General features: G+C 66.0%; 14 protein-coding genes. 8 read left to right on the plus strand and 6 right to left on the minus strand.

Features of this window, described 5'->3' with window-relative positions:
* Positions 1-13: 13 nt before the first annotated feature.
* Both AC4HIX_RS02030 and AC4HIX_RS02035 read left to right on the plus strand, forming a co-directional pair.
* A complete protein-coding gene (locus tag AC4HIX_RS02030; RefSeq protein ID WP_490397688.1) occupies positions 14-931 on the plus strand; it encodes an ornithine cyclodeaminase family protein in 918 nt (305 codons plus the stop codon).
* The gene (locus tag AC4HIX_RS02035) at positions 928-1,857 is read left to right on the plus strand and encodes an alpha/beta fold hydrolase (protein ID WP_490397689.1); all 930 of its coding nucleotides are present in this window, start codon (positions 928-930) and stop codon (positions 1,855-1,857) included. The genes AC4HIX_RS02030 and AC4HIX_RS02035 overlap by 4 nt, the downstream gene beginning before the upstream one ends.
* A gap of 91 nt (positions 1,858-1,948) precedes the next feature.
* On the opposite strand, the gene AC4HIX_RS02040 is transcribed toward AC4HIX_RS02035, so the two are convergent.
* A complete protein-coding gene (locus tag AC4HIX_RS02040; RefSeq protein ID WP_490397690.1) occupies positions 1,949-3,199 on the minus strand; it encodes an MFS transporter in 1,251 nt (416 codons plus the stop codon).
* Positions 3,200-3,419: 220 nt separating this feature from the next.
* On the opposite strand from AC4HIX_RS02040, the gene zapE reads away from it, so the two are divergent.
* From zapE to AC4HIX_RS02055, 3 genes are all read left to right on the plus strand, one after another.
* A complete protein-coding gene (zapE, locus tag AC4HIX_RS02045; RefSeq protein ID WP_490397691.1) occupies positions 3,420-4,490 on the plus strand; it encodes a cell division protein ZapE in 1,071 nt (356 codons plus the stop codon).
* A gap of 78 nt (positions 4,491-4,568) precedes the next feature.
* The gene (locus AC4HIX_RS02050; protein ID WP_421055286.1) at positions 4,569-4,961 is read left to right on the plus strand and encodes a hypothetical protein; all 393 of its coding nucleotides are present in this window, start codon (positions 4,569-4,571) and stop codon (positions 4,959-4,961) included.
* An 11-nt stretch (positions 4,962-4,972) separates the two neighbouring features.
* Positions 4,973-5,437, plus strand: a complete 465-nt coding sequence (locus tag AC4HIX_RS02055) for a hypothetical protein (protein WP_490397692.1) — start codon at positions 4,973-4,975, stop codon at positions 5,435-5,437.
* Position 5,438: 1 nt separating this feature from the next.
* On the opposite strand, the gene AC4HIX_RS02060 is transcribed toward AC4HIX_RS02055, so the two are convergent.
* From AC4HIX_RS02060 to AC4HIX_RS02070, 3 genes are all read right to left on the minus strand, one after another.
* Complete coding sequence (locus tag AC4HIX_RS02060) at positions 5,439-6,707, minus strand: bifunctional folylpolyglutamate synthase/dihydrofolate synthase (protein ID WP_490397693.1); 1,269 nt, start codon at positions 6,705-6,707, stop codon at positions 5,439-5,441.
* A 111-nt stretch (positions 6,708-6,818) separates the two neighbouring features.
* A complete protein-coding gene (gene accD, locus AC4HIX_RS02065) occupies positions 6,819-7,769 on the minus strand; it encodes an acetyl-CoA carboxylase, carboxyltransferase subunit beta (RefSeq protein WP_475048024.1) in 951 nt (316 codons plus the stop codon).
* 63 nt (positions 7,770-7,832) lie between these two features.
* Entirely contained in the window at positions 7,833-8,723 is an 891-nt protein-coding gene (locus tag AC4HIX_RS02070; protein WP_490397694.1) for a CPBP family intramembrane glutamic endopeptidase, read from the minus strand.
* 351 nt (positions 8,724-9,074) lie between these two features.
* On the opposite strand from AC4HIX_RS02070, the gene AC4HIX_RS02075 reads away from it, so the two are divergent.
* The 3 genes from AC4HIX_RS02075 (at position 9,075) to AC4HIX_RS02085 (ending at position 10,957) form a co-directional block, all read left to right on the plus strand.
* Positions 9,075-9,698 carry a hypothetical protein gene (locus AC4HIX_RS02075; RefSeq protein ID WP_490397695.1) on the plus strand — a complete coding sequence of 208 codons (624 nt, stop codon included), beginning with the start codon at positions 9,075-9,077 and terminating at the stop codon, positions 9,696-9,698.
* A gap of 92 nt (positions 9,699-9,790) precedes the next feature.
* The gene (locus AC4HIX_RS02080; protein ID WP_475048033.1) at positions 9,791-10,552 is read left to right on the plus strand and encodes a DUF6478 family protein; all 762 of its coding nucleotides are present in this window, start codon (positions 9,791-9,793) and stop codon (positions 10,550-10,552) included.
* 27 nt (positions 10,553-10,579) lie between these two features.
* Positions 10,580-10,957, plus strand: a complete 378-nt coding sequence (locus tag AC4HIX_RS02085; RefSeq protein ID WP_490397696.1) for a hypothetical protein — start codon at positions 10,580-10,582, stop codon at positions 10,955-10,957.
* 6 nt (positions 10,958-10,963) lie between these two features.
* Here AC4HIX_RS02085 and AC4HIX_RS02090 read toward each other — a convergent pair whose 3' ends face one another.
* Positions 10,964-11,707, minus strand: coding sequence for an isocitrate lyase/PEP mutase family protein (locus AC4HIX_RS02090; RefSeq protein WP_490397697.1), 744 nt, complete (start codon positions 11,705-11,707; stop codon positions 10,964-10,966).
* A complete protein-coding gene (locus tag AC4HIX_RS02095) occupies positions 11,704-12,768 on the minus strand; it encodes a bifunctional transcriptional activator/DNA repair enzyme AdaA (protein WP_490397698.1) in 1,065 nt (354 codons plus the stop codon). Before AC4HIX_RS02095 ends, AC4HIX_RS02090 begins: the two co-directional genes overlap by 4 nt.
* Between the last annotated feature and the right edge of the window lie 310 nt (positions 12,769-13,078).

The raw sequence follows: 13,078 nt of genomic DNA on the forward strand, positions 1-13,078 counted from the left end.
GGACGACAGGCACATGAGCATCCCATTCATCACCTTTGAAGAGGGCGAGGCGCTGCTGGACTGGGTCAGCTTTGCTGACGCGCTGGCCGCCAGCCACGATCTGCCCAAGGCCGAGATCGGCGACACCTTCCTCTACCGCGATCCCGACACGCTGCTCAGCCGCTCCGCCTGGATCGACGGGCTGGGCATCGCGGTGAAAACCGCCAATATCTTCCCGCGCAACCCGGATGCGGGCAAGCCGATGATCAACGGCTCGGTCTGCCTCTACTCCGACGCGGACGGCACGCCTGAGGCGCTGGTGGATTTCCACCTGGTGACCAAGTGGAAGACCGCCGGCGACAGCCTGCTGGGCGCCCTGCGGCTGGCCAACCCGGAGGCGCAGGAGGTGCTGATCGTCGGCGCGGGCACCGTCGGCGCCTCCCTGATCGAAGCTTTCGGCGCCGGGTTCCCGCAGGCGCAGATCCGGGTCTGGAACCGCACCGAGTCAAAGGCAGAAGACCTCTGCGCCCAATACCCCGGCACCAAACACGCACCCGACCTGGAACCGGCGGTGCGCGCGGCGGATATCATCGTCACCTGCACCATGTCCTCCGACCCGGTAATCAAGGGCGCATGGCTGCGCCCCGGCCAGCACCTCAACATGATCGGCGCCTACCGCCCCGACATGCGCGAAGCCGATGACGCGGCACTCAAACGCGCGCAGATCTACTGCGACAGCTTCGACACCACCCTGGACCATATCGGCGAGTTCAAAATCCCGCTGGCCGAAGGCACCATCCAGCGCAGCGACGTGCTGGCGGATTTCTATTCCCTGGACAGCTTTCCGGCTTTTGACCCCGCACAGATCACCCTGTTCAAGAACGGCGGCGGCGCCCATCTGGACCTGATGACCAGCCACCACATCCTGCAGAAGTGGAAAGCAAAAGCATGATCTGGCTGCTGGCCCTTGCCGTTCTGGCAATCGCACTCGCGCCCTTCCTGCGCGAGCGTCTGCGCAAGCCGATGAACGCCAAGGCCCGGCAGACCGCCCCCGGCGCGCTGGCTCAGCTGCCCGGCGGCTGCACCCATTACCGCTGGACCGGCCCCCTGCGCGGGCCCGTCGCGGTCTGCGTCCACGGCCTCACCACACCGTCTTTCGTCTGGAACGGCATCGCCAAGGGCCTGGGCGCCCTGGGCTACCGGGTGCTGACCTATGACCTCTACGGGCGCGGCTATTCGGACCGCCCCGCAGACCCGCAGGACAGCGCATTCTTCCTCACCCAGCTGGAGGAGCTGCTGGCAGATCAGGAGGTGGGCGATGATGTCACACTGATCGGCTATTCCATGGGCGGCGCCATTGCCACCGCCTTTGCGGCGGCCCACCCCACCCGCCTGCGCGAGCTGATCCTGCTGGCCCCTGCCGGCTTCGGCCGCAGCGGCGGCCGCTTGATACACATCATCCGCGATGTGCCGGTCTTTGGCGGCTGGCTGATGCACGCCATCTACCCCGCCCTGCACATCCGCAGCACCCAGGCAGAGCGCAGCCTGCCCTCCTCCGTCCCCGGCATCATCGACCTGCAGCAGCAGGAGCTGGGCTACCGGGGCTTTGTTCCCGCCGTGCTCGCGTCCCTGCGCGGCATCCTGAACGAGGATTTCACCGAAGAGCTCCGCAGCCTGCACAGCAAGGGCGTTCCGGCCCTGGCCATCTGGGGACAGGAGGATGCGGTGATACCTCCGAGCTCGCCCGGCCGCCTGGCCGAACGCGCCCGATCCGTCCGGCAGGAGGAAATCCCCGGCGCAGGCCACGGCCTGCCTTATACCCACACGGACCAGGTGCTGGAGATCATCGCCCAAAACCACCGCCGCGGCCTGATGTAAACGCCGCCCGTGCTTTTCATCTTTCCCTAAATACTCCGGGGTCCGGGGCTGGCCCCGGCTCCTCGGCCCGCCACGCAGCACACCGCAGGCGTCACGCCGCAACCGCAGCCGGGGCGGCCCGCAGCGGCCGCTCCTTCACCGGCAGATGCACAATCGCACTGAACGCCCCGACACCGACGCCGATCCACCAGACCAGGGTGTAATCGCCATAGGCGTCATACATCCGCCCGCCCAGCCAGACCCCCAGGAAGCTGCCCAGCTGGTGGCTGAAGAACACGATGCCATAGAGCGTGCCCATGTAGCGCAGCCCGTAGATATGCGCGACCAGGCCCGAGGTCAGCGGCACCGTCGCCAGCCACAGCGAGCCCATGGCAACCGAGAAGATGATCACCGACAGCGGTGTGATCGGGAATATGATGAAGGCTGCCGCCGCAATCGTCCGCCCGGTATAGATCGCCGCCAGCAGGTATTTCTTGGAATACCGCTTGCCCAGATAGCCCGCCAGCAGCGTGCCGCCCACATTGGCAGCGCCAATGAGCGAAATCGCCGCCGCCCCCAGCGCGGAGGTGGTTGTGATCCCGATCGAATGCAGCGCGCCGCCCGGCAGGATCGGCCCGCACATCTCAGTCACAAAGGCCGGGAAATGCGCGGTGACAAAGGCCAGCTGATAGCCGCAGCTGAAAAAGCCCAGGAAGATCAGCGTGTAGGACGGATCCTTGAACGCCTTCATCAGGATCGCCCCCATGCTCTCTTCCAGCTCCAGCCTGGAGGCCGCCTCCGGCGCCCGCATCAGCGGCAAGAACGCAATCAGCGCCAGCACCACGCCCGCAAACAGCAGGAAAATCGTCTGCCAGGGCAGGAACCCCAGCATCCACTCTGCCGTTGGCGCGCCAAAGATCTGCCCGGCAGACCCGGCCGCGGTGACAATCGCCAAGGACATCGAGCGGTTCTCGTCGGAACTGGCGCGGCCCACAACCGCTAGCACCACGCCAAACCCGGTGCCCGCGATGCCAAAGCCCACCAGCCACTCATAGGTCTGCATCTCAAACGGCGTCGTTGACCAGGCGCTCAGCACCAGCCCCGCGGCATAGACAATCGCCCCCATGACGATCGCTTTACGGTCGCCGATCTTCTCGGCAATGGCGCCGAATACCGGCTGCCCGATGCCCCATGCCAGGTTCTGGATCGCAATCGCCAGCGAAAACTCCGCGCGCAGCCAGCCGAACTCCTCGGCAATCGGGATCTGAAAGACACCAAAGGAGGCGCGCACCGCAAAGCTCACCATGATGATGATGCAGCCCACGATCAGAACGGGGGTAAACAGCGGCGCGGGACGGTCCATGTGCTTTCTCCTGACAAGCTGCGGAACTTTCAGGGAAACCTGGCGGCCGGTCAAATCAGGAATTTTGCGCGCATGGTTAAGGAAAATTGATGTGACAGGCTTCTTAGGCCCTGGCCGGGTCAGAAAAGCTGATCCGGCCTGCCTTACGCAAAACACTCCTTGGCACCGCGAGCGCACGAGGAACTTCCCATCCCCCGCGCCCCGCGCTATCCCTGTCCCCATGACCCATTTGAGTGCGCTTTACCGGCAGAAGATCGACGCGGGCGAATTGAAGCCCGACCCGGCCCAGGAAGCCGTGCTTCCCCATTTCGACCGCATCGCAGAAGGATTGAAGGCGCCGCCGGTGAAACGCGGCTTCTTCCGCAAGGCGGAATACCAGACGGTCAAGGGGCTCTACCTTTGGGGCGGCGTGGGCCGCGGCAAGTCGATGCTGATGGACCTGTTTGTCGACAGCCTGGACGGCATCCCCTCGCGCCGGGTGCATTTCCACGCCTTCATGCAGGAAATCCACACGCAGATGCATGAGGCTCGCCAGAACGGGGTCGAGGACGCGCTGGCGCCGGTGGCGGCAGACGTGGCAGACTCGGTGCGGCTCCTGGCCTTTGACGAGATGCAGATCACCGACATCACCGACGCGATGATTGTTGGACGTTTGTTCGAGGCGCTGTTCGCCGCCGGCGTCACCGTGATCACCACCTCCAACCGGGTGCCGGACGACCTTTATAAGAACGGGCTGAACCGGCAGCTGTTCCTGCCCTTCATCGACCTGATCAAGGCGCAGATGGAAGTTCATGAGATGGTCAGCGCCACTGATTACCGCCAGGACCGGCTGACCGGCGCGCAGGTCTATTTCGCGCCCGTCGACGCTGAGGCCCGCGCCCAGATCCGCGCGATCTGGGAGGATTTGTCGGGCGGCCCGGCACAGCCGCTGACGCTGGAGGTGAAAGGCCGCGAAGTCACCCTGCCCGCCTTCCGCAACGGGGTGGCGCGGGCCACTTTCTATGACCTCTGCGGCAAGATGCTGGGGCCGGGCGACTATCTGGCCATCGCCGAGGAAGTGAAGGTCCTGGTGATGGAGGACATCCCCCGCCTCAGCCGCAACAACTTCAACGAGGCCAAACGTTTCGTCACCCTGATCGACGCCCTCTATGAGGCGCGGGTGCGGCTGATCTGCTCCGCCGCGGCGCAGCCCGAAATGCTCTATGTCGAGGGCGAAGGCACCTTTGAATTCGAACGCACCGCCTCGCGCTTGCGCGAGATGCAGGACAAGGACTGGGGAAGCGACGGGTAACGGCCGACGGCCACGGGCAGAAAGATTGCAATTTTTGCGCGCCGCGCTTATCCTTGACAGCCTGAACGGAGGTTGATCATGGTCACCCAAACCAGCCCGCGCTGGACCGACGCACAGGCAGCTTGCGGGCGCGAGATGTACAGTTCCACCTGGCAGGACGTCCTGGCAACCCTTGGCGGTGCCGCTTCCGGCATCGTTGCCAGCGTTGTTTATATTGCCGCCTACAAGCCTGCAGCCGACCCTCTGGTCGCGGTGCCCGCTGTCCTGATCCTGGCTGCAGCCGTCAGCCTGATCGCCGCCATGTCATCCAGATACCGCAAACGGCGCCAGGCCCTTGTTGCTCAGGAAACCTCCCGGCGCATTGCCAAGCTGATTGCAGAACAGGCGCCAGAGGCCCGATCTCCTGAGAGCGCGGCAAAAGGTGCGGCAAAAGTCAAATCCAAACTCCGCAGCCTGCGCCAAGCCAGCTAGGCAGCAGTGCCATGCGTCTGCCGCAGCCCAACGCCTTCAGCCCAACCGATCTGGACGAAGGCGTCGGTATGCTGGCCGCGGACCCTTCGCAGATTCTGGAATGGAGCGGCACCGACCGCCCCCGTGCCGAATGGGACTATGAAGTGGTGGAAGGCTGGCGGCAATTCCTGAACGAGGCCCGCGCGCGGGAGAATGAAAAGGCGCCGCCGCTCTCGGATTATCTGATTACAGGCGTTGGTGTAACAGCCATAGTGATCGGCGCCGGACTGACGGCCCCGATTGTCGGCGTGCCTGCCCTGATCGGCCTCTGGGTAGGCGGCATCGGATCCCTGGCCACCATCGCAGGCGCGATTAAACTCGTGCAGCACAACAACCGTTCAAACACCCGCCTGTGCATTATTGATCAGGCACAGCGTTTGCTTGAGGCACGGCTGCTGTCGCACAATGCCCCGCCGGGGCAGGGTCCTGACCCTTAGGTCAGCCGTTTTCGCGCAGGATATGGCCTGCCAGGTACAGCGAGCCGCAAATCAGCACCCGCGCCTGCGGGTCCTTGGCGATGACCGCCTGCAGCGCCGCCATGGTGCTCTCCGCGGTGCCCGCGGCGATGCCCACGGATTTGGCTGCGGCTTCGGTCTCCTCGGCGCTGAGTGTGTTGATCTCATCCGGGATCGAAATGGCGGTCAGGCTTGCAACATGCGGTGCCAGCGGGGCCATGTAGCCGCTCACGTCCTTGGTGTTCAGCATGCCGCAGATGAGGTGCGTGGGGCGTTCGGGCAGTTTCGCCAGAACATCCGCCAGCGCCACGCCGGCCGCGGCGTTGTGGCCGCCGTCCAGCCACAGCTCGGCCTCCGGTGCGGCCTCCACCAGCGGGCCGGTTTTCAGCTTCTGCATCCGCGCAGGCCATTCGGCATTCAGCATCGCGACTTCGCAAGCCGCCTCATCCGCCCCCAGATGGCGCAGCGCCGCCAGCGCCGCACCGGCGTTCTGGATCTGATGCGCGCCCAGCAGGGCCGGCAGCGGCAGGTCCAGCAGGCCGCTTTCGTCCTGGAACACCAGCCGCCCCCGCTCCTCGTAGACATGCCAGTGCTGGCCATAGGCGATCAGCGGCGCGCCAAGGCGGGCAGCGGTGGCTTCGATCACCTCCATCGCCTCTTCCGGCTGCGGACCGACCACAACCGGCACCCCGCGCTTGATGATCCCCGCCTTCTCCGCAGCGATCTTGGCCAGCGTGTTGCCCAGGAACTGCTCGTGGTCGATGGAGATCGGGGTGATGACCGACACCTCCGGCGTAATCACATTGGTGGCGTCCAGACGCCCGCCCAGACCGACCTCCAGCAGGGTGTAGTCCGCAGGCGTGCGCGAAAACGCCAAGAGCCCCGCCACCGTGGTGATCTCGAAATAGGTGATGTTCCCGCCATTGTTCGCTGCATAGCACTCATCCAGCACTTCGGTCAGATGCGGCTCGGAGATCAGTTCGCCCGCCAGCCGGATCCGCTCATGGAACCGCGCCAGATGCGGCGAGGTATAGGCGTGAACGCTCTTCCCCATCCCCTCCAGCCCGGCCCGGATCATCGCCTGGGTCGAGCCCTTGCCATTGGTGCCCGCCAGGTGGATCACCGGCGGCAGTTTTTCCTGCGGGTTGTCCAGCGCTTCCAGCAGGCGCCAGACCCGGTCCAGCGTCAGATCAATGATCTTTGGGTGCAGCGCCATCATGCGGGCGAGGATCGCGTCGGAGGTCTGGGTCATCAGCCTGGTCCTGTCAGGTCGGAGTGTCTTAGGTCGCAAAGAACAGCGCCCGCCCTGGAAGGGACGGGCGCTGACCGGCCTTATAGGCCATGCGTATCTGTTTAAACCGGTTTACTCGGCAGCTTCTTCGCTGGGAGCGCCATCGGCCGGCGCATTTGCGGCCTGGGGCGTCTCTTCCTTCTCCGGCACCGGCAGATCGCCCACCACCTGCGGCGGCAGGTCCATCAGCATGCGGATGATGGTGATCAGTTCTTCGCGCATCTCGGTGCGCGGTGTCACCCGGTCCAGCATCCCGTGGTCCAGCAGGTATTCGGCGCGCTGGAAGCCATCGGGCAGCTTCTCGCGGATAGTCTGCTCGATCACCCGGGGACCGGCAAAGCAGATCAGCGCGTTCGGCTCGGCGATATGCACATCGCCCAGCATCGCATAGGAGGCGGTGACGCCGCCGGTGGTCGGATGGGTCAGCACCACGATATAGGGCAGGCCCGCCTCTTTCAGCATTTCGACCGCAACGGTGGTGCGCGGCATCTGCATCAGCGAGAGGATCCCCTCCTGCATCCGGGCGCCGCCAGCGGCCGAGAACAGCACCAGCGGGCGGCCCAGCTTCACCGCTTCCTCGGCCGCGGCGATGATGGCATTGCCCACATACATGCCCATGGAGCCGCCCATGTAGGAGAAGTCCTGCGCAGCGGCGATGATCGGCGTGCGGCCGATCTCGCCCGCGGCCACCAGCATCGCGTCTTTCTCGCCGGTCTTCTTCTGCGCCGCCTTGATCCGCTCTGGATATTTCTTCTGATCCTTGAACTTCAGCGGGTCGGTCAGCGGCTCCGGCACCGCGACCTCGGTGAAGACACCGCCGTCAAACAGCGCGGTGAACCGGTCGCGCGGCGTGATGTTCATATGATGGCCGCAGCTGGTGCAGACGTTCTGATTGTCGCTCAGCTCGCGGTGAAACAGCATGGTGCCGCATTCATCGCATTTCTGCCAAAGGTTCTCGGGCACTTCGCGGCGTGAAAAGATCGAGTTGATCTTGGGCCGGACATAGTTGGTGATCCAGTTCATATTGCTTGCCTCTCCGGGGGCGCGGTTTGCCCCCCAGATAAGGCGCATTTGCCGCAATTGCAATCAGCGGCGTATGGCAAGCCGCGCTGTCAGCCAGCTCACCAGCATCAGCGCAAAGTCGACGGCCATCCACGGGCGCAGGTTGCCGGTGTCGGCCATATCAAAGGGGATGAGGTACAGCGCCAGCCCATTGAGGCTGGTGGGCGAGGCAAACAGCAGCAGCGCGGCGGCGTTGTTGAAAAAGTGCACCGCCATCGCAGGACCCAGGGTCCCGGCCCGTGCGGTCAGGTCCGCCATCAGCAGCCCGAACAGCCCGGCCCAGGCGGTGATCAGCAGCGCGTTTTCCCCGGCATCAACCGGCAGGTAATGGCCCAGCGCGAACAGCGCCGAGGGCACCAGCAGCCAGACCGCGGGGCTGCGGAAGCGGGCTGCCAGCGCCTGCTGGATATAACCGCGGAACAGGATCTCTTCCGAGCCGGTCTGCACCAGCACCGCGGCAACCGAGAAGGGCAGGATGCCCAGCCAGGTCCAGAACGGCAGATTCGGGGTCATCGGCGGCCCCATGCTGTAGGGCGGCAGGGCCATCAGCACTGCACTCAGCCCCAGCAGAAACAGGCTGACGCGGCCGAACTGCCAGACCAAGGGCCGCAAATGCCCGGTCACGGTGGCAAAGCTGCGCTGGTGAAACAGCCGGGCGGCCATCGCCACCCCCAGCGACAGGAAGGCAAAACTGCCCAACAGCACCAGCATCGCACCCGGGTTGCTGCCATCGGCCAGCCCCTGCAGCCAAGCCCCGGGAAACAGCTCCGCGACGGTCACCTGCAGCGCTGCTGTCATCGCAAAGCTGACCGCCGCCACCAGCACCAGCCCCAGCAGCAGACGCCACAGCTGCGGCTGCGCCCGGGCAAACCGCACCATGGCCTCATGCGCCCTGTAGCCCTGCCTGTGCCGCATGGATGCTCCCTTCCGGCCAACCGCCAAATGCCGCCAACGTTATGCATTGCTGCAACGCCATGGCAAGGCATCGGCACCGCGGGGCTGTTCACTCTTGCCCGGCGGCGCTCCTGACCGTTATGAAATTGGCAAAAAACAACACCGGCAGGGGCAGCAGTGACCAAAATAACCAGCGGAAAACCCGCGTCTTTTCCGCCCGCCGGCGGAAAGGCGCCCACCCTTGCGCCATTGGCCAAGGCGGCTGCGGCGGTGCTGACCGGCGCGTTTCTGACCGCTTGCTCCTCTGCCCCTCAAAGCCTCTCCTTTGCGGCCCGTGACGCCGGCCCGTCCCCCCTGCAAGGGGGCCAGATAATGTCCTTTGCCAACGGCGAGGTGCTGCTGGCCGCGCCGGAAAGCTATTGTTTCGACCAGCGCAGCAGCGCCGCGGACGGCAGCGGCGGCTTTGCCCTGATCGCCCATTGCAGCCGCCTGGAGGGGCGCGGCTGGTTCGGCGCCCGCAAGGCGGCGGTGCTGACCGCCTCTATCGGACCGGCCAAACAGGACGCGCTGGCACCGCAGGCCACCGACATCGCCGCCATGTTCCCCGGCGCCCGGCTGCTGGAAAGCCGCGAGGATCAGCTGCTGCCGCTGGTGCGGCTGGAGTTTCCCGAAGCCGTGGCCAAGGGCGCCAGCCCGGTGCACTGGCGCGGCGCCTTTGTGCTCGACCGCCACCTGGTCGCGCTGGCGCTTTATGCGCCCGACGGCAGCCGCGCCCTGGGCAGCCACGGTGCGGCCCTGCTGAACGAGGTGACTCACCGCACGCTGGAGGCCTCCACCCTGCCGGAGCTGGAGGAGGCGCAGGCCGCACACCCCCCGGCAGCCGCCGCAGCGCTGCGGCCCCGGCCGCGGCCTGCGGGCCCGGCGGCAGGCGGCGGTGCCCCCGAAGCCCGCAAAAAACGCGGGCTGCGCCAGCGGATTGCCGGTTTATTTCATTAGCCGCGCTCGGTTACACTGCCGCCAGCCCCCGCGGCCAGCCGCGCCGGGGCCGGACAGGCCAGCAAGACCTCAACTAGGCAAGAGAGAGCACGATGGGCAGGATCATGGACCGGCTGATGCACCTGCGCAGCCTGCGCCGCTGGCGCGCCGCGGCAGAGGAATCCTCCCGCGCGCCCTTGTCCGAACTGCGCCGCCAGCGCAACCACGCCCGCCAGCTGCGCACCCATCTGGACCGGCTGATCCACACCGCCGACGGCCGCCTGGCGCTGCCGCAGATCGGCTCTTCCTTCTTTCCCCGCCCGCACGGCACCGACTGGTCCTGGCGCCCGGAGATGTGGCGCGGCCCCTTGCCGGAGCGCGGGTTGTCCTCAGTCCCGGCCAAGGCCCGGCTGGGGGATGAGGTGCAGCTGTTTCACGACTGCGCCTTCTCGGAACTCACCCTGCGCCAGCTGCGCAATACCCGCGAGGAGGATCTCGCCCCCTTCGGCCTGCGCATGGATGTCTTCAAATTCGACGGCTCCTTCCTGTCGCTGGTGGTCGACCTGCCGCCCGCCGCCGCAGAGGGGATGACCCGCCAGCATCTGTTGCGGGTGGACAGCATCATCGAATCGGAAAAGCCGATCGAGATCTTCGCCCGGCTCAACATCCAGCACGGACCCAACACCGAGCAGATCGTGCGCGAGCTCCCGATGGAGGAGAAGAACATCGTGGTGGAATTCGACCTGGCCTATTCCCGGCTGAACGAGAAGCGGATCGAGAAGATCTGGCTCGACCTGATTTTCGAAGCGCCCGACATGAACCAGGTTGTCCTGCGCGACCTGACCTTCTCGCGCCACCGCCGCGCGGCGATCTGAGGAACCCTGCCCCATGAGCACCCGGACATGAGCACCCTGACACTGACCAAAATCCGCTTCCGCAATGGCATCTGGGAGGGCCAGATCGGCAACGCCCCCGCCAGCGGCGCCAAGCCGGACATCACCGTGATGTTCCAGGATCAGCCGGTTCAGGACGTCCAGCTGACCGAGGGCCAAAGGGGCGGTGAATGGACCATCTCGGTGCCCATCCCGGCAGAGGCCGTGGCTGACGGGGTGCAGACCTTTGTGATCTTCGACGCTGCCGGCAGCACCCGCCTGGGCGATTTCACCCTGATTGCGGGCGAAGCCGTCTCTGACGACCTGCGTGCCGAAGTCGAACTGCTGCGCGCCGAGCTGGACATGCTCAAGCGCGCGTTCCGCCGCCACTGCCTGGAGACGATGTAAGGCCGCTTAATCCAGCGACTGGAAATGCTCGGCCAGCACCTGCATCAGCCTAGCGTGCGGGATCGGCCCGTAGCTGGCCCGCGCCACTCCTGCCTGCCGCGCGGTTTCCAGCGTGATGCCGCGCATCATCGTATTGACCGGCAGCGGGCTCGCCTCGCAGACCCGGGCAACCAGATCGGGATCGCTCAGCCCCGGGACAAAGAACCCGTTGGCGCCCGCTTCGGCATAGGCCTCGCCGCGCTCCAGCGCCTCCGACAGCAGCGCGCCGTGCTTGGAGGCATCCTTTTCCTTCAGGAACAGATCGGTGCGCGCATTGACGAAGATATCCGCATGGGCCGCCCGCACCGCGGTCACCCGGCGGGCCTGCTCAATGATCCCGTACAGATCCGCCGTGCCGACAACCTGATCCTCGAAGTTGAGGCCCACCGCACCGGTCTCAGCCAGCCGCGCCACATTGGCGGTCAGCTGCTCCGGCTCGCTGGCATAGCCGCCCTCGAAATCAATCGTCACCGGCAGGTCCGTGGCCGCGATGATGCGCTCCGCGTTGCCCAGCACAAACTCCAGCGGGATCTGTTCCCCGTCCGGGAACCCCTGCGCCGCCGCCACCGGGTAACTGCCGGTCGCCAGCGCTTTCGCCCCTGCCCCGGCAACCGCCTTGGCGCTGCCCGCGTCCCAGATGTTGTAAAGCACCACCGGGTTGCCCGGCTGGTGCAGCGCCGCAAAAGCCGCGGCCCGCTCTGAATATGTCATGCTGAAATCCTCTGTTTATAGCCTGTTTCAATCTCGATCAGCCGCTGCTTGCGCCACAAGCCGCCGCCGTACCCCGTCAGCGATCCATCCGCCGACAGCACCCGGTGGCAGGGCACCACCAGCGCCAATTGGTTGGCGCCATTGGCGCGCGCCACCGCCCGCGTGGCCGAGGCCCGCCCCAGCTCCCGCGCGATCTGCGAATAGCTGCGGGTCTCGCCCGCCGGGATGGTCAGCAGATAGCGCCAGACCTCGCGCTCGAAACCGGTGCCATGCAGCGACAGCGGGGTCCGGAAATCCGCGCCTTCGCCCGCAAAGAACCGGCGCAGCTCCTCTGCGATCTGTTCCGTCGGTGCCGGACGGCCAAAGCCCAGGCCGCCGGGCTGCGCCTTCTGCAGCTTGGCCACCTCGCGCGGCAGCGCCTTGCGGTCGGCAAATTCCAGCAGGTGCAGATGATGCCGGCAGCTGATCGCAATCATCGCCCCCAGCGGCGTGTCGATCCAGTCGGCCAGCAGCAGCGCATCCTTGCGGAAAGCCCCCGGCGCGATCCCCACCAGTTTCGCGAATGCCGCGCGAAAGGCGCTGGCGCTTTCAAACCCCGCATCAATCTGCGCCGCGATCACCGGCTCCCCCGCCTTCAGCGCGGTGAACCCCTCGCGCAGCCGCCGCTGCCGCGCCATCTCCAGGAATGTCATGCCGAAATGCCGCTTGAACGCGCGCCGCACGGTCGAGGGATCCAGCCCCAGCCGCACCAGATCGCCCTCGCCCCAGCGGTAGGCGGGCCGCGCCTCCAGCCGCGCCAGCAGGTCCTGCACCACCGGGTCATCGCCGGCCGCCGCCGCCAGCGGCTTGCAGCGCTTGCAGGCGCGGAACCCCGCCTCGATGCAGTCGCCGGGGGTGGCATGGAACCGGCAGTTCTCGAACTTGGGCTTACGCGCCGGGCAGGTCAGCCGGCAGAAGATGCCGGTGGAGGTGACGCCAACATAGGCGCGCCCCTCGTATGCGGCATCACGGTCTAGCAGCGCTTGGTAAAGCGTGCGGGAATCAGGCAGGTCGAACAACATGAGCGGAGCATAGACCAGCCCGCCCGCTCAGTACGCCGGATATCGGGCGTTTATTTTCGCGATGACGCAAGGGCGTGGGCGAAGCAGCCTCAAAAGAAAACGCAGACTTCTTGTTTTCGGTTTCCCGTTTTCCACAGAGGGCTGCGCCTGCCTGGGCGGGCGCAGCCCGGCGGTGCTGCGCACCTTCATCCGGGCAAGGCGTTGCGCCCCCGGCGCACGCCTGCTTCACCCGATCCTCACGCTGCCATGCCACACTCCCAGCAGATCGAGATCACCCGCCATGGCCCCGCGCAAGGGCCATGATACGAGG

It is taken from the genome of Leisingera sp. (genome assembly GCF_982940295.1).